Genomic DNA, 25,948 nt, shown 5'->3' with positions numbered 1-25,948 from the left:
CCTCCAAACATTATTTCACGCAGAATCGATATCTGCTTTTGCCCGAAATCACGCTAAAAGACGCCAGCCCCGTTAGGAAGACGCGTTGATCAGACAACCGGACATTCGATTCGCTGCCACCATCGCTGCGCGAAGCGCGCGCGTGGCCGGCGTGCTTCTCGTCACCGCCGCGATAGTGACCACTGCGTCGCTGGCGCAGAACGTGCCCGTGCCGAAGCCTGCGCCGAAGGGCCGCGAAGGCGGTCCGGCCCCGGGCGGACCCGCGATCACGGGCGCGACGCAGACGCCGCCCAATCCAATCATTCCGGATCCACGCCGCAACGTTCCGAGCAGCATCTTCCAGACCTTCGATGCCAACCAGAAGGCGCAGGCGGCCAAAGTCAGCGCCTATCTGTCGTCGCTGCAGACGCTGGTCGGGAATTTCGTCCAGGTCGGGCCCGACGGCAGCAAGACGCAGGGCGATTTCTACATCCAGAAGCCGGGCAAGGTGCGCTTCGAATACAACGCACCGAGTCCGATCGACATCGTCGCCGACGGTTCGTCACTCGTGGTGCGCGACCGCAAGCTTGCGACCCAGGACGTCTATCCGCTGTCACAGACGCCGCTGCGCTTCCTGCTGTCCGACCGCATCGACCTGATGAAGGACACCAATGTCGTCAACGTCTCGGCCGACGACGTCTTCATCAGCGTCACCATAGAGGAGAAGCAGGCGCTGGTCGGCACCAGCCGTCTTCTCCTGATGTTCGGCGCCAAGGACGGCCAGCTGAAGCAATGGACCGTCACCGACCCGCAGGGCTACGACACCACGATCGCGGTCTACAATCTGGATTCGAGCAAGAAGCTCGATCCCAGCATGTTCAAGATCGATTTCACCAATTACGGCCCATCGCCGGGTTGAGCTCTCGTGTCCCGGACAAGCGCAGCGAAGCGGAGCGCAGAGCCGGGATCCAGAATGCCGCAACATGGGCCCCGGCTCTGCAGCGCGTCACTTCGTGCCGCGCAGCGTCCGGGGCACGCAACCGGTAACACCGCTCGCGCGCAAGCCTGAAAAGATGGTGGGCACTGCGCTCTGCGCCTTTGCCCACCCTAAGAGAGATTGCTAAGACGCATTTCCCATGCGTTTTTCCCTCACAACCTGGAACATCAATTCGGTGCGGCTGCGCATCGATTTGGTCGCGAAATTCCTCAAGAGCGCGCGGCCGGACGTGCTGTGTCTGCAGGAAACCAAGTGCATCGACGACGCCTTTCCGCTGAAGCGCTTCAAGCGGCTCGGCTATGAGCATGTCGCGCTGAACGGGCAGAAGGGCTATCACGGCGTCGCCATCGTCTCGAAGATTCCGTTCGAATCGAAGGACATCCGAACCTTCTGCGACAAGGTGGATTCGCGCCATATCTCGGTGTCGTTTGGCGAGAAGGCGCAGATCGCAAAGCCGCTGGTGCTGCATAATTTCTACGTGCCGGCCGGCGGCGACATTCCCGATCCCGCGCTGAACGAGAAATTCGACCACAAGCTTCGCTTCCTCGACGAGATGAAAGCGTGCGAGCCGCTGCATCCGCGCGGTGATGACAGGCACATCCTGGTCGGCGACCTCAATGTCGCGCCGCACGAGAACGACGTGTGGTCGCACAAGCAGCTCTTGAAGGTGGTCTCGCACACGCCTGTCGAAACCGAGAAGCTGAAGGCCGCGCTTGCGGCCGGCGAATGGATCGATGTCGCGCGCGAGCGCATCCCGATGTCGGAGAAGGTCTATACGTGGTGGAGCTACCGCTCCGCCGACTGGACCGTCGGCGATCGCGGCCGCAGGCTCGACCACATCTGGGTCTCGCGCGCACTGAAGGACGCGGTCCAGGATTTCAGGATCCTGCGCGATGCGCGGAGTTGGGAGCGGCCGTCGGACCATGTGCCTGTGACGGTGACATTGGACGTCTAATCTCGGAAAGTTCGTAGCCCGGATGGAGCGCAGCGAAATCCGGAACAATCTTTCCGTAGGCGCGATTCTCGGATTGCGCTTCGCTCATCCGGGCTACCGGCTACGACCGCTCACGACGTCAGCTTGGCTCCGGCCATCAAGATATCGCTGGCGAGCTGGCTGGAGCGCACCGCGAATTCGTCGCGAAGGCGCACCGCGGCGGCGGGATCGCTTTCGAGCACGCGCTGGAACAGGCTGCGTGCGACGCGGATGACGGAGGCGTGCTCCAGCGCGACCGCGCTCGAGGGCCGCTTCATCGGCACCACCAGCGCGAGCTCGCCGATCAGCGCGCCGGGACCGGCAATCATCTCCGCGCCGGCACCGTCCTCGACCCGGAAGGCGCCACGCTGGACCACGAAGCCGGCATCGGCATCGTCGCCGAGATTGAACAGGACGTCGCCCCGGACGAAGTTGCGCTGCTCGGAGCCGATCGCCAGCATGCGCAACGAGGCGTCTCCCAACAGGCGCAATGTCGGGACACGCTCGAGAAGCGCTACATCATCGTCGATTGACATTCAGGTCCGAGGCTCAAGGGCATGCGATCTAAAACGATTCGCACGCCCTTCAAGCGTATCACGGCACCAGCTTGTAGCCACCGGCTTCCGTGACCAGGATTTCCGGGTTGGCGGCGTCCTTCTCGATCTTCTGGCGAAGGCGGTAGATGTGGGTTTCCAGCGTGTGGGTGGTGACGCCGGAATTATAGCCCCAGACCTCCTGCAGCAGGGTCTCGCGCGAGACCGGCATCTGGCCGGCCCGGTAGAGGAAGCGGAGGATGGCGGTCTCCTTCTCGGTGAGGCGGACCTTGCGGGCATTCGCCGCCGTCAGCATCTTCGAGCCCGGGCGGAAGGAGTAGGGGCCGACCGAAAACACCGCGTCCTCGCTGGCCTCGTGCTGGCGCAGCTGGGCGCGGATGCGGGCGAGCAGCACGGCGAAGCGGAAGGGTTTTGCCACATAGTCGTTGGCGCCGGATTCCAGCCCCAAAATCGTGTCGGAATCGGTGTCGTGGCCGGTGAGCATGATGATCGGGGCCTTGAAACCGCCCTTGCGCAGCGAGCGAACCACTTCGCGGCCATCGGTGTCGGGCAGGCCGACATCCATCAGAACGAGATCGGGGGCATTGGCCTTTGCGGCGCTTGCGCCTTTGGCGCCGGTATCGACGGCGGACGCTTCAAATTCTTCGTGCAGCGATAATTGCTCCACCAACGTGTCGCGCAGATCGGTATCGTCATCCACGATCAGGATCTTGCGGGCATTGGCCATAGGGGGTCATCCTTTTGGATCCGGCTCGGCGCGCAACCATGCCGCACCCAGCCGCGAGGGGAAGTTCAGGGGTCGCCGTTATTATTGTTGTTCGTGTTGAAGTAGTGGGCTGTTACCGATTCACAAGCCAGAACCACTCTAACCCAAAATAGCAGGGCGTTTTGATGAATGTCCTGTAATGAATTCGACATCGCACGTTCACATGAAAAACAAAGCCGTGTCAGCTAGTTACGCCGAGAAGCAGAGTGCCAGGCCGCTGTCCGCGATCCGCGTTAAGCCTGCTGCCGGTAATCCGCGCCGGGGCTGGCTGACGGCCGGACCACTGGTCATACCGGTGGCGCTGGGGCGGGGAGGCATTCTCGCCAACAAGCGTGAGGGTGATGGCGGCACGCCGCGCGGCAGCTTTCGTCCCCGGCGCTTGTGGTGGCGGGGCGACCGGCATAGCCGCCCGCAGACGTTGCTGCCGGCCCGGATCATCACCGCCGCAGACGCCTGGTGCGAGGACCCCAAGGACCGCCATTACAATCAGGACATCCGGCTCGCTGAAGGGCAGGGCGGTGACCGGCTCAAGCGGGCCGACCATCTCTACGATTTCATCATCGAGATCGACCACAACACCCGGCCGCGGATCGCCGGACGCGGCAGTGCGGTGTTCCTGCATCTGGCCCGCGACAATTTCGGTCCGACCGCGGGCTGCGTCTCCATGACCAAATCCGCGATGCTGCAATTGCTGCGACGACTGGGACCACGAACAAAAATCATCATCGGGTGAGGACACATGCTCGACAAGGATCAGATCGCCGCCGCTTCGCAAGTCCTGGTGAAGCATTGGCGTGACGGTACCAAGCTCGAGGCGTTGGATGCGCGGTTGCGACCGCAGAACCGCGCTGAAGGCTATGCCATCCAGGCTGCGCTCGAGACGACGGCGCCTGGTAAATTGTTCGGCTGGAAGATTGCGGCGACGAGCGAGGCCGGACAGAAGCACATCAATGTCGCGGGACCACTGGCTGGCCGCATCATGAGCGACACCGTGATTGCCGATGGCAGCACTGCGTCGATGAAGGGCAATGAGATGCGCGTCGGCGAGCCGGAATTCGCCTTCCGCATCGGACGCGACCTGCCGCCGCGCGCGGCGCCATACACCGTCGACGAAGTGGTCGCCGCCGTCGCCACCCTGCATCCCGCCATCGAGATCCCCGACTCGCGCTTTGTCGATTTCGTCAGTGCCGGCGAGGCGCAGCTGATCGCCGACAATGCTTGCGCGCATCTGTTCGTGCTGGGGGCGGCGGCGAACGCGGATTGGCGCGCGCTGGATCTCGTCGAGGAACGGCCGCAGATCACGCTACGCGGCGAGCGCTATCTCGGTCACGGCAAAAACGTGCTCGGCGATCCCCGCGCTGCACTTGCCTGGCTTGCCAACGAACTTCGCGGCCTCGGACTCACTTTAAGGGCAGGGGAGGTGGTGACGACAGGCACATGCCATCCGCCGCTGCCGATTCAGGCCGGCGATCATCTTGCCGCGGATTTCGGCGCGCTGGGCAAGGTGTCGGTGGGGTTTGTGTAGGCTGCTCTCCGGCGTCGACCTGGCTGTCGCCACGACCACCTAAAACAACGATCACCGATGCCCGAAGATCGCGCTGCCCACGCGGACATGGGTGGCGCCCAGCATGATCGCGGTGGCGAAATCTGCGCTCATGCCCATCGAGAGATTCTTCAGTCCGTTGCGCGCCGCGATCTTGGCGGTGAGCGCGAAATGCGCAGCCGGCGGTTCGTCCACCGGCGGGATGCACATCAGGCCGGAGATCGTCAGCCCATAGGTGTCGCGGCAGGCCGCGAGGAAGGCATCGGCCTCGCCGGGTGCGACGCCGGCCTTCTGCGGCTCCTCGCCGGTGTTGATCTGGACGAAGAGCTGCGGGTGCTTGTTCTGGGATTCAATTTCCTTGGCTAACGCCTGGCAAATGCTCGGGCGGTCGACCGAATGGATGGCGTCGAACAGCGCCACCGCCTCTTTCGCCTTGTTGGATTGCAGCGGTCCGATCAGGTGCAGCGCGATGTCGGCGTAAACAGACGTTAACGCAGGCCACTTGCCCTTGGCCTCCTGCACCCGATTCTCGCCGAATACGCGCTGTCCGGCCACGATGACCGGGCTAATCGCATCCGCGGCGAAGGTCTTGGACACCGCGATCAGCGTCACCGAGGCGCGATCGCGCTGCGCATCCTTGCAGGCGCGTGCAATCTCGGCCTCGACGGCAGCGAGGGCGTTTGGTGAATGGCCGGTTACCGGCGCGGCATTGGCGTCTGTCATGGCATCGATCGGCTGTGGTCGTACCGAGGTAGGTCCAATTTTACCGAGTTCAAGCAAGAGTTTTTGAACCCTTCGCTTTACCTTGGCTGATTGGGGTGGGTAGCGAAGATGGCAAGCGTCAGTCTCAACCGCAAACGGGCGAAACTCAAGCAGGTTCTCGGAATCCGGGCGCGGCTCGCTTTGCTTGCGGTGATTCTGGTGGCCCCCTTGATGCTCGAGCGCATCCGTTCGCTCGAAGACACGCGCGCGCAGCAGATCGCGCAGGCCGCGGCTGAATTCACCACCGTCGCGAGGCACAGCGCAGATGCGCAGCGCCAAGTGATCTCGTCGGTCGAGACCATCCTTAAGTCGGAGGCCTTCATCCGGGCGTCCGCCGGCGGCATCAGCAAGAGCTGCGACGTGCTACGCGCCAGCCTGCCGTCGAGCCTGCCCTGGATCCGTACGCTTCTGATCGCCGGTCAGGACGGACGCATCCAGTGCGCCACCAACAACATGTATGTCGGTCTCGACCTCAGCGATCGGCCATACTTCCTGCAAGCGCAGCAGACCGGCCGCTTCGTGCTGAGCGACTTCATCCTGTCCCGGCCCGCGTCGACGCCGACCGTCATGGCGGTCTACCCGGTGTCGGCCTTCAGCGGTGTTCCCGATGCCGTCGTGCTCGCCACCGTCAATCTCGACTGGATGTCGAAGGTCATGAGCAATCTCGGCGGTCGCGTCGGCATCACGGCCGTTCTGGTCGACAGCGCCGGCACCGTGCTGGCAGCCCCCGCCGACCAGCACAGCGCGGTCGGCCGCCCGCTCGACAACATGCCGCTGATGTCGGCCATCGCCGATCGCGCCCTGCGCTCGGACCAGGACGAAGGCTCGCTGTCGTTTCTTGCCGCCGACGGCTCGCGCCGTGCAGTGAGCTACATTCGTATCGCCGGCACCAACGCTCGCCTGATCGCCAGCATCGACGAGGACAAGGTGTCCGCTGCGGTCAACCGCGACATCCGCACCGCCTATCTGCAGCTCGCCTTCGTCGTCGTGTTCGTCCTGCTCGGTGCGCTGATCGCCGCCGAGAAGCTGGTGATCAAGCCGATCGAGATGCTGGCGGACATGGCCAAGCGTCTCGGCGAAGGCGATCTGTCGGCGCGGGCGGCGCGCAGCCGACTGCCTGGCGAGTTCGTGCCGCTGGCCCGCGCCTTCAATGCGATGGCCGCTCAGCTCAGCCAGCGTGAGCGCGAGCTGATCGCGAGCAATGACCGCCTCACGGTAATGGCCTCCATCGACATGCTGTCGGGTCTCGCCAACCGCCGCGGCTTCCAGAGCCGGCTCGATTTCGAATGGATGCGCGCGCAGCAATATGGCAGCGACCTCGCGCTGCTGATGATCGACGTCGACCACTTCAAGCTCTTCAATGACACCTATGGCCATCTAGAAGGCGATTCCTGCCTGACCCGGCTCGGGGAATCGCTGTCCGGCATCGCAGCAGACACGATGGGCTTCGCGGCCCGTTATGGCGGCGAGGAATTCTGCCTGCTCTTGCCGAACACGGACGTGAATCGCGCCGTCGAGATCGGCGAACTGGTGCGTGCGGCCGTGCTGAAATTGTGCCTGCCGCACATCACCTCGAACCACATGATCGTCACGGTCTCGATCGGCGTTGCCGCAGCCAAGCCAAACGAGGCCTTGCGTCCCGGTGATCTCATCGAAGCCGCTGACGCTGCGCTCTACGCCGCGAAACACCGCGGCCGCAACAACGTCGTCGAGCACGGCGTGCAGGCGATCGAGACCGGCGCGACGGAAATGATGCTGGCGGCGGGCTGAGCAAGCGCCTCGTCCTTCGAGACGCCGCTCACGCGGCTCCTCAGGATAAGGCTAATCGGCATCTAGCCCGTTCAAACTGCTGCCGCACACTCCCGTCCTCATCCTGAGGAGCCCGCCCAAGCGGGCGTCTCGAAGGATGGCGAAGGGGAATTCGCTAGCCGGCAGCTCCCGCACGATCGAGCTCGATCTCCGTCACCACGCGATTACGGCCGCCGCCCTTGGCGAGATAGAGCGCGCGGTCGCAGCGCTCGATGAGATCGGTGACCGCTTCACCTTGCCGGTACTGCGCCACGCCGATCGACACGCTGATATTGGGCAGGGTCTCGCCGGTCGAGCGGCGGGTGATCCTGGCGTCGGCGATCGCACGCCTGATCCGCTCGGCGATCTCGGCAGCGGCTGCAAGGTCGGCGTCCGGCAGCACCGCCATGAGCTCCTCGCCGCCATAGCGGGCCGGCAGATCCTGCGCGCGGACCTTTTCGCGCAACACTTTTGCCATCAACCGCAACACCTGGTCGCCGACGCCGTGGCCGAAATTGTCGTTGAAGAACTTGAAGTGGTCGATGTCGAGCAGGAGCACGCTGAGCGGCTCGCCCCATTCGGCGGTCGCGTGGGCCTTGCGCAGGAATTCATCGAGCGCCCGCCGGTTTGCAAGGCCCGTCAGCGTATCGGTCCGGGCGCGCTCCTCGGACTTGGAGAGCGAGTCGCGGATCACGTCGAGCTCGCGGGTCTTTTCCGCAAAGCCTGCCTCGAGCCGCGTCGTCCTGGTGGCAGCCCGCGCCAGCTCGTTCATGAGCTGGGCGACCAGCGCCTTCGGATCGACGCCGGCCTTGCCTTGGTCGGCGACTTCGCTGATCGCCTGCATCTGGGAGCGATTGTCGGCAATCGCGGTCGCCAGAAACTCCTTTGCCGCACCCATCAGGGTATGCAGCCGCTCGGAGGTATGAACGACGATGGCACTCACCTGGGGCGCGATATAGGTCTCGAACAGGTCCTGATTGGTTCTGGCATCGAAGGGGCGGTTATGGTCGATCAGGAGATCGATCGCATTGCGCAGATCGTCGTGGCCCCCTGCGAAATATTGGTACCAAACCGCGAAGTTGGTCGGGGTCGGCGCGATGCGCTGCTCGGCCATGGCCTGCATCGCCCGTCCGGCGATGGACGCGGCATAGTCGTAATCGGGATCATCGAAGCTGGAATTCATCGTGGTAATGCGGCCTTGTCGGCCGCAAATTGGCATCGACGCCTTAATCACACCCCAACGGCGGCCTCGGTAGTTATGCGGAGGACTCCCGGCTGGTTCCAGAATTGGGGCAACCCATTGACCCCTTGCGGACTTCTATGGCCTAGTCCGCCGTCTTTAGACGGCCGAACCCAAGAAAAACCAAACGATTCCATGACCTCCGAACGCTATAACGCCCGCGACGCCGAGCCGCGCTGGCAACGTCTCTGGGATGAGCAGGCGATCTTCGTCTCCAAGAACGACGATCCGCGGCCGAAATACTACGTCCTCGAGATGTTCCCCTACCCCTCTGGGCGCATCCATATCGGCCATGTCCGCAATTATACGCTCGGCGACGTGCTGGCCCGCTTCATGCGCGCCAAGGGATTCAACGTGCTGCATCCGATGGGCTGGGATGCGTTCGGCCTGCCCGCGGAGAACGCCGCGATCGAGCGCAAGGTGGCGCCGAAGGCCTGGACCTACGACAACATCGCCGCGATGAAGAAGCAGCTCCGTTCGATCGGGCTGTCGCTGGACTGGTCGCGGGAGATCGCGACCTGCGATCCCTCCTATTACAAGCACCAGCAGAAGATGTTTCTGGACTTCCTGCGCGCGGGCCTTGCCGAGCGCGAGAAGCGCAAGGTGAACTGGGATCCCGTCGACATGACCGTGCTCGCCAACGAGCAGGTGATCGACGGCCGCGGCTGGCGTTCCGGCGCCGTGGTCGAGCAGCGCGAGATGAACCAGTGGGTCTTCAAGATCACGAAGTACTCGCAGGAACTATTGAGCGCGCTGGACGGGCTCGACCGCTGGCCCGACAAGGTGCGGCTGATGCAGCGCAACTGGATCGGGCGCTCGGAGGGCCTGCTGATCCGCTTCGCGCTGGATGCGGCGACGACGCCGGCCGACGAGAGCGAGCTGAAGATTTTCACGACGCGCCCGGACACGTTGTTCGGCGCCAAGTTCATGGCGATCTCGGCGGATCATCCGCTGGCGCAGGCAGCGGCCGCGAAGAACCCTGAGCTTGCGGCGTTCATCGGCGAGATCAAGAAGATCGGCACCGCGCAGGAGGTGATCGACACCGCGGAGAAGCAGGGATTCGACACCGGCATCCGCGCGGTGCACCCGTTCGATCCGTCCTGGAAGCTGCCGGTCTATGTCGCCAATTTCGTGCTGATGGAATACGGCACCGGCGCGATCTTCGGCTGCCCCGCCCATGACCAGCGCGACCTCGACTTCGTCAACAAGTACAATCTCGGCAACACGCCGGTGGTTTGTCCTGAAGGGCAGGATCCGAACAGCTTTGTCATCACCGACACCGCCTATGACGGCGACGGCCGCATGATCAATTCGCGCTTCCTCGACGGCATGACCATCGATGCGGCGAAGGAAGAGGTCGCAAAACGGCTGGAAGGCGAACTGCGCGGCAACGCGCCGGTCGGCGAGCGTCAGGTCAATTTCCGCCTGCGCGACTGGGGTATCTCGCGCCAGCGCTATTGGGGCTGCCCGATTCCCGTCATCCATTGTCCCAAATGCGATGTCGTGCCGGTGCCGGATGCCGATCTGCCGGTGAAGCTGCCCGACGATGCGACTTTCGACAAACCAGGCAACGCGCTCGACCATCACCCGACGTGGAAGCACGTCACCTGCCCGCAATGCGGGGCTAAGGCTCTGCGCGAAACCGACACCATGGACACTTTCGTGGATTCGTCCTGGTATTTTGCGCGCTTCACCGATCCCTGGAACGAGGCGGCACCGACGACGCCTGCGGTCGCCAATCGGATGCTGCCGGTCGACCAATATATTGGGGGCGTCGAGCACGCGATCTTGCATCTGCTCTACAGCCGCTTCTTCACCCGCGCGATGAAGGCGACGGGGCACATCGCGCTCGACGAGCCATTCGCCGGCATGTTCACGCAAGGCATGGTGGTGCACGAAACCTACCAGAAGGCCGACGGCACCTACGTGCAGCCGGTGGAGGTGAAGGTCGAGGTCGCCGGCAATGGCCGTCGCGCGACGCTGCTGGCCTCGGGTGAAGACATCCAGATCGGCCCGATCGAGAAGATGTCGAAGTCGAAGAAGAACACGGTCGATCCCGACGACATCATCGCGACCTACGGCGCCGACGTCGCCCGCTGGTTCATGCTGTCGGACTCCCCGCCCGAGCGCGACGTGATCTGGAGCGACGAACGCGTCCAGGGCGCCTCTCGCTTCGTGCAGCGGCTATGGCGGCTGGTGAACGACAGCGTCGAACTGAGCAAGACGGCGCCGGCCACCCGGCCGGCTTCGTTCGGCCCGGATGCCACCGCCTTGCGCAAGGCTGCCCACGGCGCCCTGGACAAGGTCACGACCGGCATCGAGCGGCTGCACTTCAACGTCTGCCTCGCCCATATCCGCGAATTCACCAATGCGCTGTCCGAGGTGCTTCAGCGGCCCGGCCAGCCCACCCCGGACCTTGCCTGGGCGATCCGGGAGGCCGGCCAGATCCTGGTCCAGCTGTTCTCGCCGATGATGCCGCATCTGGCTGAGGAGTGCTGGCAGGCCTTGGGGCAAAGTGGGCTGGTTTCGGAGGCCAATTGGCCCCAAATCGAACGCGATTTGCTGGTTGAAGACAGCGTGACCCTGGTGGTCCAGGTCAACGGCAAGAAGCGGGGTGAGGTCACAGTTGCAACACTGGCCCAGAATCCGGAAATCGAGGCTGCCGTTTTGGCCCTCGATGCGGTAAAGCTGGCCCTGGACGGCAAGCCCGTCCGCAAGGTGATCATTGTCCCCAAGAGGATCGTGAATGTTGTCGGCTAGGTTCCGCATCGCAGCCCGCTTGCTGGCGGTCGCCGCCCTGGCGGCGCTGACGGCCGGCTGCTTCCAGCCGATGTATGCCGAACGTGGCGACGGCACCCCCGGTCTGCGCGAGAAGCTGATGGGGGTGGAGCTCCCGCCGATCAACAAGCCCAACGCCTCCCGCGACGCGCGCATCGGGGTCGAGGTCCGCAATGCCCTCGCCTTCAAGCTCTACGGCACCGCGACCGGCATGCCGCCGACGCACCGCCTCGACATCCGCTTCAACTCCACCCGCTCGTCCCTGATCGTCGATCCCAACACCGGCCTGCCGAGCACCGAGAATTACGGCATCGACTGCCAATACAATCTGGTCGAGGTCGTCAGCGGCAAGTCGGTGATGACCGGCACCACGTTCGCCCGCGTGTCCTATGACATGCCTGGCTCCTACCAGCGTTTCTCCCGCAACCGAGCGCTGCGCGACGCGGAAGACCGCGCCGCCAACGAGATCGCCGAGAACATCAATACAAGGCTCGCTGCGTTCTTCACCGCCGGCACCTGACCCTCGCGGTCATTCCGGGGCATGCGAAGCATGAACCCGGAATCCAGACATTGCGGATCGAGATTTTCATGTGCGCAATTGCGCACGTAGTTTGGCTGTTCGAGCCGCCCCGGAATGACGCCGTTGAGGCAACATGGTCGCGCTGCGCGGAAAAGAGATCGACGCCTTCCTCGCCCGCCCCGATGCGGGACGACCGATCATCCTGCTCTACGGTCCTGACGCGGGCCTCGTGCGCGAGCGCGCCGAGGCACTGATCGCCTCCGCCGTCGACGATCCCAACGATCCGTTCGCACTGGTGAAGCTCGACGGCGACGAGCTCTCTGCCGAGCCATCACGCCTCGTCGACGAAGCCATGACGGTGCCGCTGTTCGGCGGCCGTCGTGCCATCCGCATTCGCGCCGGTTCTCGCAGCTTTGCCAGCGGCGTCGACACCCTGGCCGAGATGAACGTGAAGGATTGCCGCATCGTGATCGAGGCCGGCGAGCTGCGCCCGGAATCACCGCTGCGCAAGGCCTGCGAGAAAGCCAAGACGGCGGTTGCGATCGGCTGCTATCCCGACACCGAACGCGACCTTGCCAAGCTGATGGACGACGAGCTCCGCATTGCCAATCTGCGCATCGCGCAGGACGCGCGCGCGGCGCTGATGTCGTTCCTCGGCGGCGACCGCCAGGCCTCCCGCAACGAGCTGCGCAAGCTCACGCTCTATGCGCATGGCAAAGGCGAGATCACGCTTGATGACGTGATGGCCGTCGTCGCCGATGCCTCCGAGCTGAAGCTCGATCCCATCGTCGATGGTGCTTTCGCTGGCCGACCGGACATCGTCGAGACCGAATTCGCCAAGGCCATGATTGCCGGCACCTATCCCGGCGTGATCATTTCGGCGGCGCAGCGCCAGGCCGCGTGGCTGCACAAATCGGCGCTCGCGATCGCCGACGGCACGCCGGCTTCGGCCGTGCTCGACAGCGGCTATCCGCGCCTGCATTTTTCGCGAAAGCCGGCGGTCGAGACCGCGCTGCGCAACTTCAGCCCGGCCCGGCTCGCTGCCATCATCGAGCAGCTCGCGACCGCCGCGCTCGACACCCGCAAGCAGGCCTCCCTCGCCCCGGCCATTGCCCAGCGCACGCTGATGGCGATCGCGGCGAATGCAAAGCGGCGGGGATAGGCCCCGGTCTCGCCACGTCATTGCGAGGAGCGTAAGCGACGAAGCAATCCAGAATCCCTCCGCGGAAAGATTCTGGATTGCTTCGCTGCGCTCGCAATGACGGTGGTAGAACCTCATCCTGAGGAGCGCGCTCTTGCGCGTCTCGAAGGATGAAAGGCCCGGGCCCTCGCCCTTCGAGACGCCGCTTCGCGGCTCCTCAGGGTGAGGGTGACAGAATGCGAATGACGACTACAGCCCGCCCTTTGCGAGCCGCTTCATCACCTCATCGAGCTGATCGAGGTTGCTATAATTGATCTGCACGGAGCCGCCGGGGTCGCGGTGGTTGACGGTGACCTTGAGGCCGAGAGCGTCGCTGACGCGCTTTTCGAGATCGATCGTGTCGGGATCCTTTTCCTTGGCGCCGGTGCTGCGCGCCTTCTGCGGCTTGCGCTCGGGCACGCCCTCTTCATGCGCGAGCGCCTCGGCCTGGCGGACATTGAGGCCCTCCGCGACGATGCGCTTGGCGGCGCCGAGCGGATCTGGCACGCCGATCAGGGCGCGGGCGTGGCCGGCGGTCAGTTCGCCGGTTGCGATGAAGGCCTGCACCTCGGCCGGCAGCTTGGTCAGCCGCATCATGTTGGCGACATGGCTGCGGCTCTTGCCGACGACCTTTGCGATGTCGTCCTGGCTGCGTTTGAACTCGTTGGCGAGCGCGTGATAGCCCTGCGCCTCTTCCAGCGGGTTGAGGTCTTCGCGCTGCACGTTTTCCACGATCGCGAATTCCAGCGCGTCGCTGTCGCTGATGTCGACCGGCACGATCGGGACGTCGTGCAGGCCGGCCATTTGCGAAGCGCGCCAGCGCCGTTCGCCGGCGATGATCTCGTAGCGGTCCTGCGCGCCCTTCACCGGACGCACCACGATCGGCTGGATCACGCCGTGCTGCTTGATGGACTCGGAGAGCTCCTTGAGCTCGGTGTCCGAAAAGGTGCGGCGCGGGTTGCGCGGATTGGCCTTGATGAATTCGATCGGCACCTTGCGCTGCGCGCGCGGACGATCGACGTGCTGAGCCTCGCCGCCGACATCCCCGATCAGACTTGCAAGACCCCGGCCCAGTCGCGAACGCGCTTCGTCGGCCATCGCCAGCTCCCTTGGATTCACGGTGCAGCACTCCAGAACTAAATTTCAATCGTAGGGTGGGTTAGCGAAGCGTAACCCACCTCTTCTGTTTCCACAGAGATAGACAGTGGTGAGTTACGCCTCCGGCTAACCCACCCTACGGCAGCATCAATGCGTCGTGCGCAGCTCGCGCTCGCGCTGGATCACTTCGGTGGCGAGCCGCAGATACGCTTCGCTGCCGACGCATTTGAGATCGTAGACCAGCACCGGCTTGCCGTGGGACGGCGCTTCGGAGATGCGCACGTTGCGCGGGATCATGGTCTTGTAGACCTTTTCGCCCATGAACTGGCGGACGTCGGCGACGACCTGATTCGAGAGGTTGTTGCGCGAGTCGAACATGGTCAGCACGATGCCGTGGATCGACAAATTCGGATTGAGCGTCGAGCGCACCTGCTCCACCGTCTGCAGTAATTGCGACAAACCTTCGAGCGCGAAGAACTCACATTGCAGCGGCACCAGAATCGCATCGGACGCCGCCATCGCGTTCACCGTGAGCAGGTTGAGCGAGGGTGGACAGTCGATCAGCACATAGGTGTAGTCCGCATCGGGCGAGACGTTGTTGTTCAGCGCCCCGATGGCATCGCGCAGCTTGAAGGCGCGGCCGGGCGTGGTGCCGAGCTCGAGCTCGAGGCCTGAGAGGTCCATGGTCGAGGGCGCGATGTGCAGCCGTGGCACTGCAGTCGAAACCACCGCTTCACGCAGAGGCGCTTCACCGATCAGGACATCATAGGTCGAGCAGGAGCGGCTGCGGCGATCGATGCCGAGCCCGGTCGAAGCGTTGCCCTGCGGATCGAGATCGACGATCAGGACGCGCTCACCAATCGCAGCGAGCGCCGTGCCGAGGTTGATCGCTGTGGTTGTTTTCCCCACACCGCCCTTCTGATTGGCCAGCGCCAGTATGCGCGGGTGGCCATGCGGCACCTCGGGCTGCTCCTGGCCGGATTGTTCTTGCTGCGGCTCGTCAATGACGCTCATCGCCAATTCCCCACTCAGGCCCTAATGCCTCACCCGCGCCGTTCGACGGACGTCAGTTCGACGATCCAGCCGTCCCCGGTACGGCTTCGATGGAGCTGAGGCTGAATATTCCAATATTTAGCGGCTTCGGTCAATTCTGCCTCTACATCTTGCCCCTTCGGAAACAGCGCTTTTGCGCCCAGGCGCATCAGCGGCTCCGCAAAGCCGATCAGTTGATGTAGCGGAGCCAGTGCACGCGCGGTGACGCAATCGACGGGGCCGGTGATTCTATCCACATTATCCCCGATCTCAGCGAGATGTACGACTCCCGGAGATGTGGTGAGGCGGATCGCTTCACGCAAAAAGGCGGCCTTCTTGGCGATTCGTTCGACGAGATGGACGCTGGCGCCCGGTGTGCCGGCCATCGCGCAGGCCAGCACGACGCCGGGAAAACCGCCGCCGCTGCCGAGGTCGGCCCATCGTTTTGCGGACGGCACGAGGTCGACGAGCTGGAGCGAGTCGGCGATGTGCCGGGTCCAAAGCTGCGGCAAAGTCGAGGGCGCGACCAGGTTGGTCTTGGCCTGCCACTCCCTCAGCAGCGCGATGTAGCAGTCGAGCCGCTCCTCGATTTCACGTGAAACGGGAGCGAGCTGGAGCGCCTTGCGCTTGTCGGCGGCGATGGCCGCGTCGAGCGACCGATCGTTGGCGACAGCTTTGTCGGTCTTCGGCTTGACCGGCTCCGCTTGCCGCCCGCCGCCTTCGCCCGCTCCGGCCTGTCGCGATAGCGGTTTGTCCCCGCCTCGTCCGCGCTGTTTCACGTGAAACGCCTATGCGATTGCCTTGGAAGTCTTCCGAGCTTCACGGCGGAGATAAGCCGCGAGGATGCCGAGCGCTGCCGGCGTCATGCCGTCGATCCGGCCGGCCTGGCCGACCGTGAACGGCCGCGCCTTCTCCAGCTTGGCCCGCACCTCATTGGAGAGTCCGGGGACAAGGCTGTAGTCGACCTCCGACAGCACCATGCCCTCGTCGCGCCGGAAGGCTTCGACGTCGGCGCTCTGGCGCTCCAGATAGACATCGTACTTGGCGTCGATCTCGAGATGGGTCGCAATCACGGGATCGACGCTCGCCAGCTCCGGCCAGATCGCGCGGACCTGGCTCCAGCCGATCTCCGGATACGCCATCAGCTCGAACGCCGAGCGGCGCTGGCCATCACGGTTCAGGGACAGGCCGTGCTTGATCGCCTCGTTCGGCGTGATCGCCAGCGTCTTCGAGAGCGTCCGAGCAGCATTCAGGGCGTCCATCTTGGCGCGATGGTGCTGCGTGCGGGCATGCCCGACGCATCCCAGGGCGATACCCTTCTCGGTCAGTCGTTGGTCCGCATTATCGGCCCGCAACGTCAGCCGATACTCGGCCCTGGAGGTGAACATCCGATAGGGCTCGCTGATCCCACGGGTGACGAGATCGTCGATCATCACGCCGAGATAGCCGTCGGCACGATCGAACACCGTCAAAGCCGCCCCGCTCGCGGCGAGCGCTGCGTTCAACCCGGCCACGATGCCCTGCCCGGCGGCCTCTTCGTATCCAGTGGTGCCATTGATCTGGCCGGCCAGGAACAAGCCACGCAGACGCTTGGTCTGCAGGGTCGGATCGAGCTCGCGCGGATCGATATGGTCGTATTCGATGGCATAGCCCGGACGGACCATCTTCACCCGCTCCAGGCCAGGAATGCTGGTGAGGATCGCGAGCTGGACCTCCTCCGGCAGCGAGGTCGAGATGCCGTTGGGATAGACGGTCGTATCGTCGAGCCCTTCCGGCTCCAGGAAGATCTGATGCCCGTCGCGGTCCCCGAAGCGAACGATCTTGTCCTCGATCGAGGGGCAATAGCGCGGTCCGGAGCTTTTGATCTGGCCGGAGTACATCGGGGAGCGATGGACATTGGCGCGGATCACCTCATGGGTCTCCGCGGTAGTGCGGGTAATCCCGCACTGGATCTGCGGGGTCGTGATCCGCTCCGTCATCACCGAGAACGGCTCTGGCGGCTCGTCTCCGGGCTGCATCTCGACCGCCGACCAGTCGATCGTGGTACCGTCGAGACGCGGCGGGGTGCCGGTCTTAAGCCGTCCGAGGGTGAAGCCGGCGCGCTCAAAGGAGGCCGAAAGACCCATCGCAGGGGCCTCGCCGACCCGGCCGGCAGGCCAGTTCTTCTCACCGAGATGGATCAGACCGCGCAGGAAGGTGCCGGTGGTGACGACAACGGCCCCTGCCCGAAGCTCCCGACCATTAGCCAGGCGCAGACCGGTGACCCTGCCTTCGACCACGATCAGCTCGTCGGCTTCGCCTTCGATAACGGAAAGGCCTTCAGTCTCCCGGATGGCACTCTGCATCGCAGCCGCATAGAGCTTACGGTCAGCTTGGGCCCGGGGACCACGGACCGCGGGACCCTTGCGGCGGTTGAGGACACGAAACTGGATGCCGCCGGCATCGCCGACCCGGCCCATCAAACCGTCGAGAGCATCGACTTCACGGACCAGATGGCCCTTGCCTAGGCCCCCGATGGCGGGATTGCAGGACATCGCGCCGACGGTGGAGAAACGGTGCGTCACCAGAGCGGTCGCCGCCCCCATGCGCGCAGCAGCGGCCGCGGCCTCACAGCCGGCGTGGCCACCACCGATAACGATGACGTCGAAACTCTCTCGCTCTGTTCGCATGGCCGGAGTTCTAGCTCAGAGCCATGAAAGCCGGAAGGGGAAACTCGGACAGCCGGTGTTTCACGTGAAACAGAGGGTTGGACGGATCAGGCACCCCATCCGCGAAAACAACCCCATACACAGTAGAGAGGGCTTTGATGGGCTTACTGTTTCATGTGAAACATGACGCGCCAGAACCGAGACCGATCGATAACTAGATGAGCGCCGCGCCCGTCGTTGCGCGCGTAGCGAAGCCACCCAGAATCCCTCCTCCGAGACAGACTAGATTGCTTCGTCGCAAGAGCTCCTCACAATGACGTGGAGGGATGCAAGTGCTGTTTCGCTGCTGTTTCACGTGAAACAAGGAATGGAACAAGGGCTAGTTCTACATTGAAGAACTAGGGCTACTTTCCGATGCAGAATTTCTGGAAGATGGCCCCAAGGACGTCCTCGACGTCCACTCGGCCGAGCAGACGGCCCAGGGCAAAAGCCCCGGCGCGCAGCTCTTCGGCGGCGAGCTCTTCGCCCTCTTCTACAAGGTCCAGACTCCGGCGCAAGCCGTCGGACGCCCGGATCAAGAGATCCCGCTGTCGGGCCCGGGTGATCACCGCGCCCTCGCTCATCCCAAAAAAATCGGCCGCAAATCTCACGAGCGCTTCCACCAGCTCCGGGATGCCGTCGCCCCGGCTCGCGGAGATTCCGAACTCGCCGGGAGGCTGGCCGGCCCCGACCCCGCCGAGATCGATCTTGTTCCGGACGATCCAGACCGTCCCGTCCGGCCGCTGTGTGGGCTGGCTCCCCTCGACCAGCCACAGCACCAGGTCGGCGTCCTCGGCCCGCGCCCGCGCCCGGCGCACGCCTTCCTGCTCGACCGGATCATCTGTCTCGCGAATGCCGGCAGTGTCGATCACCGTGACCGGGTAGCCGTCGAGATCGAGCTGCACCTCGATCACGTCACGCGTCGTGCCGGCGTATGGCGAGACGATCGCGACCTCGCGGCGCGCAAGTTGGTTGATCAGCGTCGATTTACCGACATTCGGCTCGCCGGCGATTGCAACCACCAGCCCGTCGCGCAAGCGTTCGGAATGTCCCTGTGCCGCAAGGACTTCTGCAATTTCGTCGTGCAGGGCTTTGATCGCTTTGATCGCCGGTGCCATCAATTCTGCGGGCACGTCGCCTTCGTCGGAAAAATCGATGCCAGCCTCGATCAGCGCAGACGCCTCGATGATGCGCTCGCGCCAGTCGCGCGCGCGGTCGCCGAGCAGGCCCTGCAGCTGGCGCAGCGCTTGGCGGCGCTGGCGGTCGGTGTCGGCATGGATGAGATCGTCAAGGCCCTCGGCTTCGGTGAGGTCGAGCTTGCCGTTCTCGAAGGCGCGCTGCGTGAACTCTCCGGGCTCGGCGGCCCGTGTATTCGGTATTACAGAAATCGCGGCGAAGAGTGACGCCAGCACTGCCCGGCCGCCATGGACGTGGAATTCGGCAATGTCCTCGCCCGTCGCGCTGCCCGGCCCCGGAAACCACAGCACGACGGCATCGTCGATCGGCTGGCCTGCGGGGTCGCGGAGCAGCCGACGGCTGGCCTGCCGAGGGGCAGACAGCTTGCCGGCGAGCCTCGTCAGAACGTCACCGGCTTGCTGCCCCGAGACGCGTACCACGGCGATTGCACTCGGTGCCCGGCCGGACGACAGCGCAAAGATGGTCTGGTCGCGTGGATGCATGGCCTATTTGTCCGGCTCCCGATGAAAACGCAAACATCGTCGGTGGACCGACGAATTTGCTGCACGAATACACGCAGCAAATGGCACTATTGCAGCGCAATATATCGGCAGTATTTTGCTGCAGGACTTCCCCACCTGCAGGGGGTTAGCTGCGCAAATTTTCAAGGATTATTTCGAAATATCAACATATTAAGCCAAGAGTAGACAAAGGGCGGAAGCCCGCCTTCATGCTGCATATTTGGCGCAGCAAAGCTGCACAAAAGAAAAGGGCGCCCGAAGGCGCCCTCGAAGGATTTGCTGCACTGCACTCAGGTGTTCATCGAGTCGAAGAACTCCGAATTGCTCTTGGTCGAGCGCAGCTTGTCGAGCAGGAAGTCGATCGCGTCCATCGTGCCCATCGGATTGAGGATGCGGCGGAGCACGTACATCTTCTTGAGCACCTGCGGATCGGTGATGAGCTCCTCCTTGCGGGTACCGGAGCGGGAGATGTCGATCGCCGGGAAGGTGCGCTTGTCCGAGACCTTGCGGTCCAGGATCAGTTCCGAGTTACCGGTGCCCTTGAACTCTTCGAAGATGACTTCGTCCATGCGGCTGCCGGTATCGACCAGGGCGGTCGCGATGATGGTCAGCGAGCCGCCCTCCTCGATATTGCGGGCGGCACCGAAGAAGCGCTTCGGGCGCTGCAGCGCGTTGGCGTCGACACCGCCGGTCAGCACCTTGCCGGATGACGGCACCACGGTGTTGTAGGCACGGCCGAGGCGCGTGATCGAATCGAGCAGGATCACGACGTCGCGGCCATGCTCGACCAGGCGCTTGGCCTTTTCGATCACCATCTCGGCGACCTGGACGTGGCGCACCGCCGGCTCGTCGAAGGTCGAGGACACGACCTCGCCCTTCACCGAACGCTGCATGTCCGTGACTTCTTCCGGACGCTCGTCGATCAACAGCACGATCAGATAGCATTCGGGGTGATTGTGCGTGATTGAGTGCGCGATGTTCTGCATCAGCACGGTCTTACCGGTGCGCGGCGGCGCCACGATCAGCGCGCGCTGGCCCTTGCCGATGGGCGCGACGATGTCGATCACGCGTGCAGACAAGTCTTTCCGCGTCGGATCGTCGATTTCCATACGGAAGCGCTGATTCGGAAACAGCGGCGTGAGGTTGTCGAAATTGACCTTGTGCTTGGCCTTTTCCGGGTCCTCGAAATTGAGCGTGTTGACCTTCAGCAGCGCGAAATAGCGTTCGCCCTCCTTCGGGCTGCGGATATGGCCTTCGATGGTATCGCCGGTGCGCAGGCCGAAGCGGCGGATCTGCGAGGGCGAAACGTAGATGTCGTCCGGGCCCGGCAGATAATTCGCATCGGGCGAGCGCAGGAAGCCGAAGCCGTCGGAGAGCACCTCGACGACGCCTTCGCCGACGATATCGGTCTCGGCCAGCGACAACTGCTTGAGGATGGCGAACAGCAGCTCCTGCTTGCGCATGGTGCTGGCATTCTCGACCCCGTTCTCTTCCGCGAACGAGACCAGCTCGGCCGGGGTTTTCGACTTGAGATCCTGAAGTTTAATTTCCCGCATTGGGGTGGTCCTGTGGGGTAACCTTGGAAGGGGGGTGCGAGGTGGCTCTGAAATGCGGACGCGAGCAGGTGCAGGTAAGGTCCGCAGGTCTGGCAAGGTTAAGTGCCGGAGAGGCTTCAAACCTGATGCGGTGTCCGGCTTTTAAAAAGCTCAGACACAACCACATCCGCCTGCGTTGGGTGGGATGGAGATAATATAGAAAATCGCTTGCCGCTCCGCAAGCCGAAGCGCTGAGCGGATGGTCGCAAGCCTTGCCTAGAACGGCTTCACGATCACCATGATGACGATGAAAATCATCAGGACGGTCGGCACCTCATTGATAATCCGATAGAATTTCTGGCTGCGCGGGCGCCGGTCGGCGGCGAAATCCTTCAGCCAGCGGGAAAAAAAGCCGTGGACCGCAGACATGGCTAGGACCAGTGCCAGTTTTACGTGCAGCCAGCCGAACGAGAACCAATGGCCGGACCAGGCGAGATAAAGCCCGGCGAGCCAGGTGACGATCATGGCGGGGTTGATGATGGCCTTGAGCAGCCGCCGTTCCATGACCTTGAACGTCTCGGACTGTTTCGAGCCGATTTCGGCCTCCGAGTGATAAACGAACAGCCGCGGCAGATAGAGCATGCCGGCCATCCAGGAGATGACCGCGATCACGTGGACCGCCTTGATCCAGAGATAGACGTCTTCGAACATTTTCGGCGCCCGGAATTCATGCCGCGAGGGAACTGGGGATAGTAAGAACTCGTTAAGGTCTCACAGTGCACACATATCCGTCCGCAGTGCCTTCCTCAAATCTAGAATCTTAGATTCTTAAGGTTTGAGTCTGAGTGACCGTGGATTGGACTCACGCAATTCCGTCCGTGACTTCCCGCGCGCTTGTTCACATCCATCAACATATCCTGCGTGGACCCCAGCCGTTAGGATAAGTCACCGAGCCTCAAGGGCTTGCGGCCGCCTGTCGGCAGCTTATCAAGAGACTTGTCCGCGCAATCCCGCTTCCGTGGCGGAGGGCGGGCAAACTTGTTCTGACGGGCAGCGGTGTGAAGAAAATTGGCAGTTGTCCCGTCCCTGGTGTCGCACATCCCTTTCCGAGGGGTTAAGCTCCACAGAAATCCACAAACTGCCCCGCCCAGATTCAAAGAGTTTTTGTGCCGAGCTCGAACAATTACTTCCACCTGCACCTCGTTTCCGACTCCACCGGTGAGACGCTGATCACCGTGGCGCGGGCGGTCGCGGCCCAATACGCCAACGTGACCCCGGTCGAGCACGTCTATCCGCTGGTGCGTAGCCAGAAGCAGCTCGACCGCGTGCTCGACGAGATCGAGGAGGCGCCGGGAATCGTGCTGTTCACGCTGCTGGAGAAGGATCTGGTTTCCAGGCTCGAGAACAAGTGCAAGGAGATCAACGTCCCGAGCCTGTCGATCATCGGCCCGGTGATGCAGCTGTTCGAAGCTTATCTCGGTGCGGCAACCACCGGGCGCGTCGGCGCCCAGCACGTGCTCAATGCGGAATATTTCAAGCGCATCGATGCGCTGAACTACACGATGATCCACGACGACGGCCAGCATGTCGAAGGCCTCGACGAGGCCGATGTCGTGCTGGTGGGCGTGTCGCGCACGTCGAAGACACCGACGTCGATCTACCTCGCCAATCGCGGCATCCGCACTGCGAATGTGCCGCTGGTTCCGGGCATTCCGGTGCCCTCGCAGCTGGAGACGCTAACGCGGCCGCTTGTCGTCAGCCTGCATGCGACGCCGGAACGGCTGATCCAGATTCGACAGAACCGCCTGCTCTCCATGGGCGCCGATTCCGGCAGCGACAGCTATATCGACAAGCAGTCGGTTACCGAGGAGGTCGCGTTCGCGCGCAAGCTGAGCGCCAAGCATGATTGGCCGTTGCTCGACGTTACGCGCCGCTCGATCGAGGAAACCGCGGCGGCGATCATGAAGCTCTACAGCGACCGCCAGCGCAACCGGCCCTCCGAGTAGTTGCGGCGATGGGTCTCTGGCGCGGCAAGTTTCCGTTGATCCTGGCCTCGCAGAGCAGCGCGCGGAAGATGCTGCTGGCGAATGCCGGGCTCGAATTCAAGGCAATTACGGCCGACATCGACGAGCGCGGCATTCAGGCCGCATCGAAGCTTTCGAACCCGCGCGAGATCGGCTTGCTGCTGGCGCGTGAGAAAGCCAGAGCCGTCTCGGCGCATCATCCCGGTAGCTATGTGATCGGTGCCGACCAGACGCTGGCGCTTGGTGACCGCCTCCTCAACAAGCCTGCAGGCCGTGCGCAGGCACTGGCGCAGCTGCGCGATCTCGCCGGAAACAGCCACGAGCTGAATTCGGCGGTGGCGATCGCGCATGACGGCAAGATTGTCTTCGAAGATGTTTCGATCGCCCGTATGACCATGCGGCAGATGTCCGAAGCGGAGCTGTCGGCCTATCTCGACGCAGCGGGCGACGTGGTCACGACCAGTGTCGGCGCCTATCAGCTCGAGGGTCTCGGCATCCATTTGTTCGAACGCATCGAAGGCGATCATTTCACCGTTCTCGGCCTGCCGCTGCTGCCGCTGCTTGTATTCCTGCGCCGCGAGCGGCTAGTTGCGGTGTGAAGGACAGAGATGGCTGGGCTTTGATGCGGATCCTCGGACTGACCGGCTCGATCGGGATGGGCAAATCCACCACCGCGAAATTGTTCGCGGAGGCCGGCGTGCCCGTCTACGACGCCGATGCCTCCGTCCATCAATTGTATGAGGGTGAAGCGGCGCCGGCGATCGAGGCGGCGTTCCCCGGCACCACTGCGAACGGCAAGGTCGACCGGGCAAAGCTGTCGGCGCGCGTCGTGCACGATCAGGCCGCGATCAAGCAGCTGGAGCAGATCGTCCATCCGATGCTCGGCGCGTCCCGGCAAAAATTCTTCGCCGATGCGGAAGCCGCCAAGGCGCCGGTCGTGGTGCTGGATATTCCGCTGCTGTTCGAGACCGGCGGCGAGAAACGCGTCGATGCCGTGGTCGTGGTCTCGACGTCGCCGGAGCTTCAGCGTGAGCGGGTCTTGGCGCGCGGCACGATGGACGAGGCGAAGCTCGACGCCATCATCGCCAAGCAGATGCCGGACGCCGAAAAGCGCAAGCGGGCGGATTTCGTGGTGGATACCTCACACGGGCTCGAGCCGGTGCGTGCGCAAATCAAGCACATCCTGGCCGAGGTCGTTAAGATGCCGCAGCGGCGGGCCTGATTCGCCGCGTGCACACGGCTTCTGAGATCACACGGCTTCGTAGATCATGCGTGAAATCGTCCTCGACACCGAAACCACCGGCCTCGACCCGCTTCGCGGCGATCGCCTGGTCGAAATCGGCTGTGTCGAGATGTACAACCGCATGCCGACGGGTCAGACCTATCACGTCTATATCAACCCCGAGCGGGACATGCCGGCGGAGGCCTTTGCGGTGCACGGGCTGTCGGCCGAATTCCTGTCGACCAAGCCGCTGTTCCACGAGGTGGTCGACGCCTTCCTGGAATTCATCGGCGATGCGCCGCTGGTGATCCACAACGCCTCCTTCGACATCAGCTTCATCAATGCCGAGCTCGACCGCATCCAGCGCGCGGCGATCCCGCGCGAACGGCTGGTCGATACGCTGCTGCTGGCCCGGCGCAAGCATCCCGGCGTGTCGAACCGGCTCGACGATCTCTGCTCGCGCTATTCGATCGACAATTCACACCGCACCAAGCACGGTGCATTGCTCGACGCCGAGCTTCTGGCCGAGGTCTACGTCGATCTGGTCGGAGCGCGGCAGTCGCAGCTGCTGCTGGCCTCGGAAAACGAGGAGATCCGCGTCAATAGCGTCGGCGAAGCGCCGCGGCGGCAGCGCCTGGTGCCGCTCGCGCCGCGGATTTCCGATGCCGAGCGCGAGGCCCATCGAGCCTTCATCGCAACGCTCGGCGACAAGGCGATCTGGAACGAGTACCTTCCTGCTCCCGTTCCAGCTGCCGTGGCGGCCGGTCAGGCCTGACCGGCTTGGCCCTGAGCGGCCATTTGCCGCTCCATGTTCTGGCGATACAGACCAACGAAGTCGACGGGGTCGAGCATCAGCGGCGGGAACCCGCCGTCGCGGACGGCGGTCGCAATGATTTCGCGGGCGAACGGGAACAGCAGGCGCGGGCACTCGATCATGACCAGCGGATGCAGATTCTCCTGCGGTACATTGGCAATCCGGAATACGCCGGCATAGGCGAGCTCGAACGAGAACATCACCTTGCCCGCGGCCTCGGCCTTGCCTTCGACCGACAACGTCACCTCGAACTCCTGTTCGCTGAGGTTGTTGGCGCTGACATTGATCTGGATGTTGATCTGGGGTGGCTGGCTCTGCTGCTGGAGTGAGCTCGGCGCGTTCGGATTTTCGAACGAGAGGTCCTTGGTATATTGCGCCAGCACGTTGAGCTGGGGAGCCTGGGCCGCCTCGGGAGGGGTGCCGTTACCGTTGGTCATGAAAGTCTCTCCTTACCCGATTTGGGCTGAATTTCGCGGCGGTTGGCTAACATAGGGCCGCCTCGTTCCACAAGGACGAACGGCTCCGGTAGCCCTATCCAGGCCGCGCCTGCAACTATGACGTTCAACCCGGCCTTTTGCCGAAATCGCGCCTTAAACGATTGAAGATGCGCGATTTCCTGGCAGGATCGGGTTTCCCCTTAAGCATAAAACGCGCTACACTCCGCGCTGTGCCAAAAGGCGCCATTGGCCGGGCGAGATTTCGTGCCTACATCCCACGGACCAGACGCGCGGACCTAAATGGTGATGTAGACTTGCCGTT

General features: G+C 63.5%; 24 protein-coding genes. 12 read left to right on the top strand and 12 right to left on the bottom strand.

The genetic code is table 11. The features are described from left to right. The first annotated feature begins 142 nt into the window (after positions 1 to 142). Positions 143 to 898, top strand: a complete 756-nt coding sequence (locus tag BCCGELA001_RS01060; RefSeq protein WP_008539546.1) for an outer membrane lipoprotein carrier protein LolA — start codon at positions 143 to 145, stop codon at positions 896 to 898. A gap of 217 nt (positions 899 to 1,115) precedes the next feature. Next, positions 1,116 to 1,931 (top strand): exodeoxyribonuclease III, encoded by an 816-nt coding sequence (xth, locus tag BCCGELA001_RS01055; protein ID WP_060734415.1) that lies wholly within the window; start codon positions 1,116 to 1,118, stop codon positions 1,929 to 1,931. Positions 1,932 to 2,041: 110 nt separating this feature from the next. Here the strand turns inward: xth and BCCGELA001_RS01050 are convergent, their stop codons facing one another. Both BCCGELA001_RS01050 and BCCGELA001_RS01045 read right to left on the bottom strand, forming a co-directional pair. Further along, the gene (locus tag BCCGELA001_RS01050; protein WP_060734414.1) at positions 2,042 to 2,485 is read right to left on the bottom strand and encodes a cyclic nucleotide-binding domain-containing protein; all 444 of its coding nucleotides are present in this window, start codon (positions 2,483 to 2,485) and stop codon (positions 2,042 to 2,044) included. A 58-nt stretch (positions 2,486 to 2,543) separates the two neighbouring features. Next, on the bottom strand, positions 2,544 to 3,230 hold the full coding sequence (locus BCCGELA001_RS01045) for a response regulator transcription factor (protein ID WP_007598630.1): 687 nt from the start codon (positions 3,228 to 3,230) through the stop codon (positions 2,544 to 2,546). A 202-nt stretch (positions 3,231 to 3,432) separates the two neighbouring features. Between BCCGELA001_RS01045 and BCCGELA001_RS01040 the strand changes: the two genes are divergently transcribed. Together BCCGELA001_RS01040 and BCCGELA001_RS01035 are read left to right on the top strand one after the other, a co-directional pair. Further along, positions 3,433 to 4,002, top strand: coding sequence for a L,D-transpeptidase family protein (locus BCCGELA001_RS01040; RefSeq protein WP_008539560.1), 570 nt, complete (start codon positions 3,433 to 3,435; stop codon positions 4,000 to 4,002). Positions 4,003 to 4,008: 6 nt separating this feature from the next. Beyond that, the gene (locus BCCGELA001_RS01035) at positions 4,009 to 4,794 is read left to right on the top strand and encodes a 2-keto-4-pentenoate hydratase (RefSeq protein WP_008539561.1); all 786 of its coding nucleotides are present in this window, start codon (positions 4,009 to 4,011) and stop codon (positions 4,792 to 4,794) included. Between the two features lie 51 nt (positions 4,795 to 4,845). Here the strand turns inward: BCCGELA001_RS01035 and BCCGELA001_RS01030 are convergent, their stop codons facing one another. Continuing rightward, complete coding sequence (locus BCCGELA001_RS01030) at positions 4,846 to 5,535, bottom strand: YggS family pyridoxal phosphate-dependent enzyme (protein ID WP_008539564.1); 690 nt, start codon at positions 5,533 to 5,535, stop codon at positions 4,846 to 4,848. 108 nt (positions 5,536 to 5,643) lie between these two features. Between BCCGELA001_RS01030 and BCCGELA001_RS01025 the strand changes: the two genes are divergently transcribed. Continuing rightward, entirely contained in the window at positions 5,644 to 7,344 is a 1,701-nt protein-coding gene (locus BCCGELA001_RS01025) for a diguanylate cyclase domain-containing protein (RefSeq protein WP_060734413.1), read from the top strand. Between the two features lie 154 nt (positions 7,345 to 7,498). Here the strand turns inward: BCCGELA001_RS01025 and BCCGELA001_RS01020 are convergent, their stop codons facing one another. Beyond that, positions 7,499 to 8,545, bottom strand: coding sequence for a GGDEF domain-containing protein (locus tag BCCGELA001_RS01020; protein ID WP_008539579.1), 1,047 nt, complete (start codon positions 8,543 to 8,545; stop codon positions 7,499 to 7,501). Between the two features lie 192 nt (positions 8,546 to 8,737). On the opposite strand from BCCGELA001_RS01020, the gene leuS reads away from it, so the two are divergent. The 3 genes from leuS (at position 8,738) to holA (ending at position 13,062) form a co-directional block, all read left to right on the top strand. Further along, positions 8,738 to 11,362 carry a leucine--tRNA ligase gene (gene leuS / locus BCCGELA001_RS01015; RefSeq protein ID WP_060734412.1) on the top strand — a complete coding sequence of 875 codons (2,625 nt, stop codon included), beginning with the start codon at positions 8,738 to 8,740 and terminating at the stop codon, positions 11,360 to 11,362. Continuing rightward, positions 11,349 to 11,900: an LPS assembly lipoprotein LptE gene (gene lptE / locus BCCGELA001_RS01010; protein WP_008539593.1), complete on the top strand. Its 552-nt coding sequence runs from the start codon at positions 11,349 to 11,351 to the stop codon at positions 11,898 to 11,900. Before leuS ends, lptE begins: the two co-directional genes overlap by 14 nt. Before the next feature lie 133 nt (positions 11,901 to 12,033). Then, positions 12,034 to 13,062, top strand: coding sequence for a DNA polymerase III subunit delta (gene holA / locus BCCGELA001_RS01005; protein WP_060734411.1), 1,029 nt, complete (start codon positions 12,034 to 12,036; stop codon positions 13,060 to 13,062). Between the two features lie 228 nt (positions 13,063 to 13,290). Here holA and BCCGELA001_RS01000 read toward each other — a convergent pair whose 3' ends face one another. The 7 genes from BCCGELA001_RS01000 to hemJ form a co-directional block, all read right to left on the bottom strand. Further along, a complete protein-coding gene (locus BCCGELA001_RS01000; RefSeq protein WP_060734410.1) occupies positions 13,291 to 14,178 on the bottom strand; it encodes a ParB/RepB/Spo0J family partition protein in 888 nt (295 codons plus the stop codon). A 147-nt stretch (positions 14,179 to 14,325) separates the two neighbouring features. Next, complete coding sequence (locus BCCGELA001_RS00995; protein ID WP_060734409.1) at positions 14,326 to 15,192, bottom strand: ParA family protein; 867 nt, start codon at positions 15,190 to 15,192, stop codon at positions 14,326 to 14,328. 29 nt (positions 15,193 to 15,221) lie between these two features. Then, complete coding sequence (gene rsmG / locus BCCGELA001_RS00990) at positions 15,222 to 15,989, bottom strand: 16S rRNA (guanine(527)-N(7))-methyltransferase RsmG (RefSeq protein ID WP_060734408.1); 768 nt, start codon at positions 15,987 to 15,989, stop codon at positions 15,222 to 15,224. A 9-nt stretch (positions 15,990 to 15,998) separates the two neighbouring features. After that, positions 15,999 to 17,879, bottom strand: a complete 1,881-nt coding sequence (gene mnmG, locus BCCGELA001_RS00985) for a tRNA uridine-5-carboxymethylaminomethyl(34) synthesis enzyme MnmG (protein WP_060734407.1) — start codon at positions 17,877 to 17,879, stop codon at positions 15,999 to 16,001. Positions 17,880 to 18,262: 383 nt separating this feature from the next. Then, entirely contained in the window at positions 18,263 to 19,576 is a 1,314-nt protein-coding gene (mnmE, locus tag BCCGELA001_RS00980) for a tRNA uridine-5-carboxymethylaminomethyl(34) synthesis GTPase MnmE (RefSeq protein ID WP_060734406.1), read from the bottom strand. Between the two features lie 308 nt (positions 19,577 to 19,884). Beyond that, entirely contained in the window at positions 19,885 to 21,150 is a 1,266-nt protein-coding gene (rho, locus tag BCCGELA001_RS00975) for a transcription termination factor Rho (RefSeq protein WP_011083462.1), read from the bottom strand. Positions 21,151 to 21,405: 255 nt separating this feature from the next. Then, positions 21,406 to 21,840, bottom strand: a complete 435-nt coding sequence (hemJ, locus tag BCCGELA001_RS00970; protein ID WP_008539646.1) for a protoporphyrinogen oxidase HemJ — start codon at positions 21,838 to 21,840, stop codon at positions 21,406 to 21,408. A gap of 455 nt (positions 21,841 to 22,295) precedes the next feature. On the opposite strand from hemJ, the gene BCCGELA001_RS00965 reads away from it, so the two are divergent. Genes BCCGELA001_RS00965 through dnaQ form a run of 4 tightly spaced genes read left to right on the top strand, consistent with a single transcriptional unit; the run spans position 22,296 to position 25,150 of the window. Beyond that, entirely contained in the window at positions 22,296 to 23,135 is an 840-nt protein-coding gene (locus BCCGELA001_RS00965) for a pyruvate, water dikinase regulatory protein (RefSeq protein WP_008539648.1), read from the top strand. Between the two features lie 8 nt (positions 23,136 to 23,143). Beyond that, positions 23,144 to 23,752 carry a Maf family protein gene (locus tag BCCGELA001_RS00960; RefSeq protein WP_060734405.1) on the top strand — a complete coding sequence of 203 codons (609 nt, stop codon included), beginning with the start codon at positions 23,144 to 23,146 and terminating at the stop codon, positions 23,750 to 23,752. Positions 23,753 to 23,775: 23 nt separating this feature from the next. Then, complete coding sequence (gene coaE, locus BCCGELA001_RS00955; protein ID WP_008566257.1) at positions 23,776 to 24,375, top strand: dephospho-CoA kinase; 600 nt, start codon at positions 23,776 to 23,778, stop codon at positions 24,373 to 24,375. Between the two features lie 46 nt (positions 24,376 to 24,421). Next, positions 24,422 to 25,150, top strand: coding sequence for a DNA polymerase III subunit epsilon (gene dnaQ, locus BCCGELA001_RS00950; protein WP_060734404.1), 729 nt, complete (start codon positions 24,422 to 24,424; stop codon positions 25,148 to 25,150). Here the strand turns inward: dnaQ and secB are convergent. Beyond that, on the bottom strand, positions 25,141 to 25,626 hold the full coding sequence (gene secB / locus BCCGELA001_RS00945) for a protein-export chaperone SecB (RefSeq protein WP_008539662.1): 486 nt from the start codon (positions 25,624 to 25,626) through the stop codon (positions 25,141 to 25,143). The two genes, dnaQ and secB, sit on opposite strands and share 10 nt — an antisense overlap. Positions 25,627 to 25,948: the final 322 nt, after the last annotated feature.

This window comes from Bradyrhizobium sp. CCGE-LA001, assembly GCF_000296215.2.
In the GTDB taxonomy this organism is placed as follows: Bacteria; Pseudomonadota; Alphaproteobacteria; order Rhizobiales; family Xanthobacteraceae; genus Bradyrhizobium.
The sequence above is the reverse complement of the archived record's forward strand: the minus strand, read 5'-3'. Positions and strand labels throughout refer to the sequence as shown.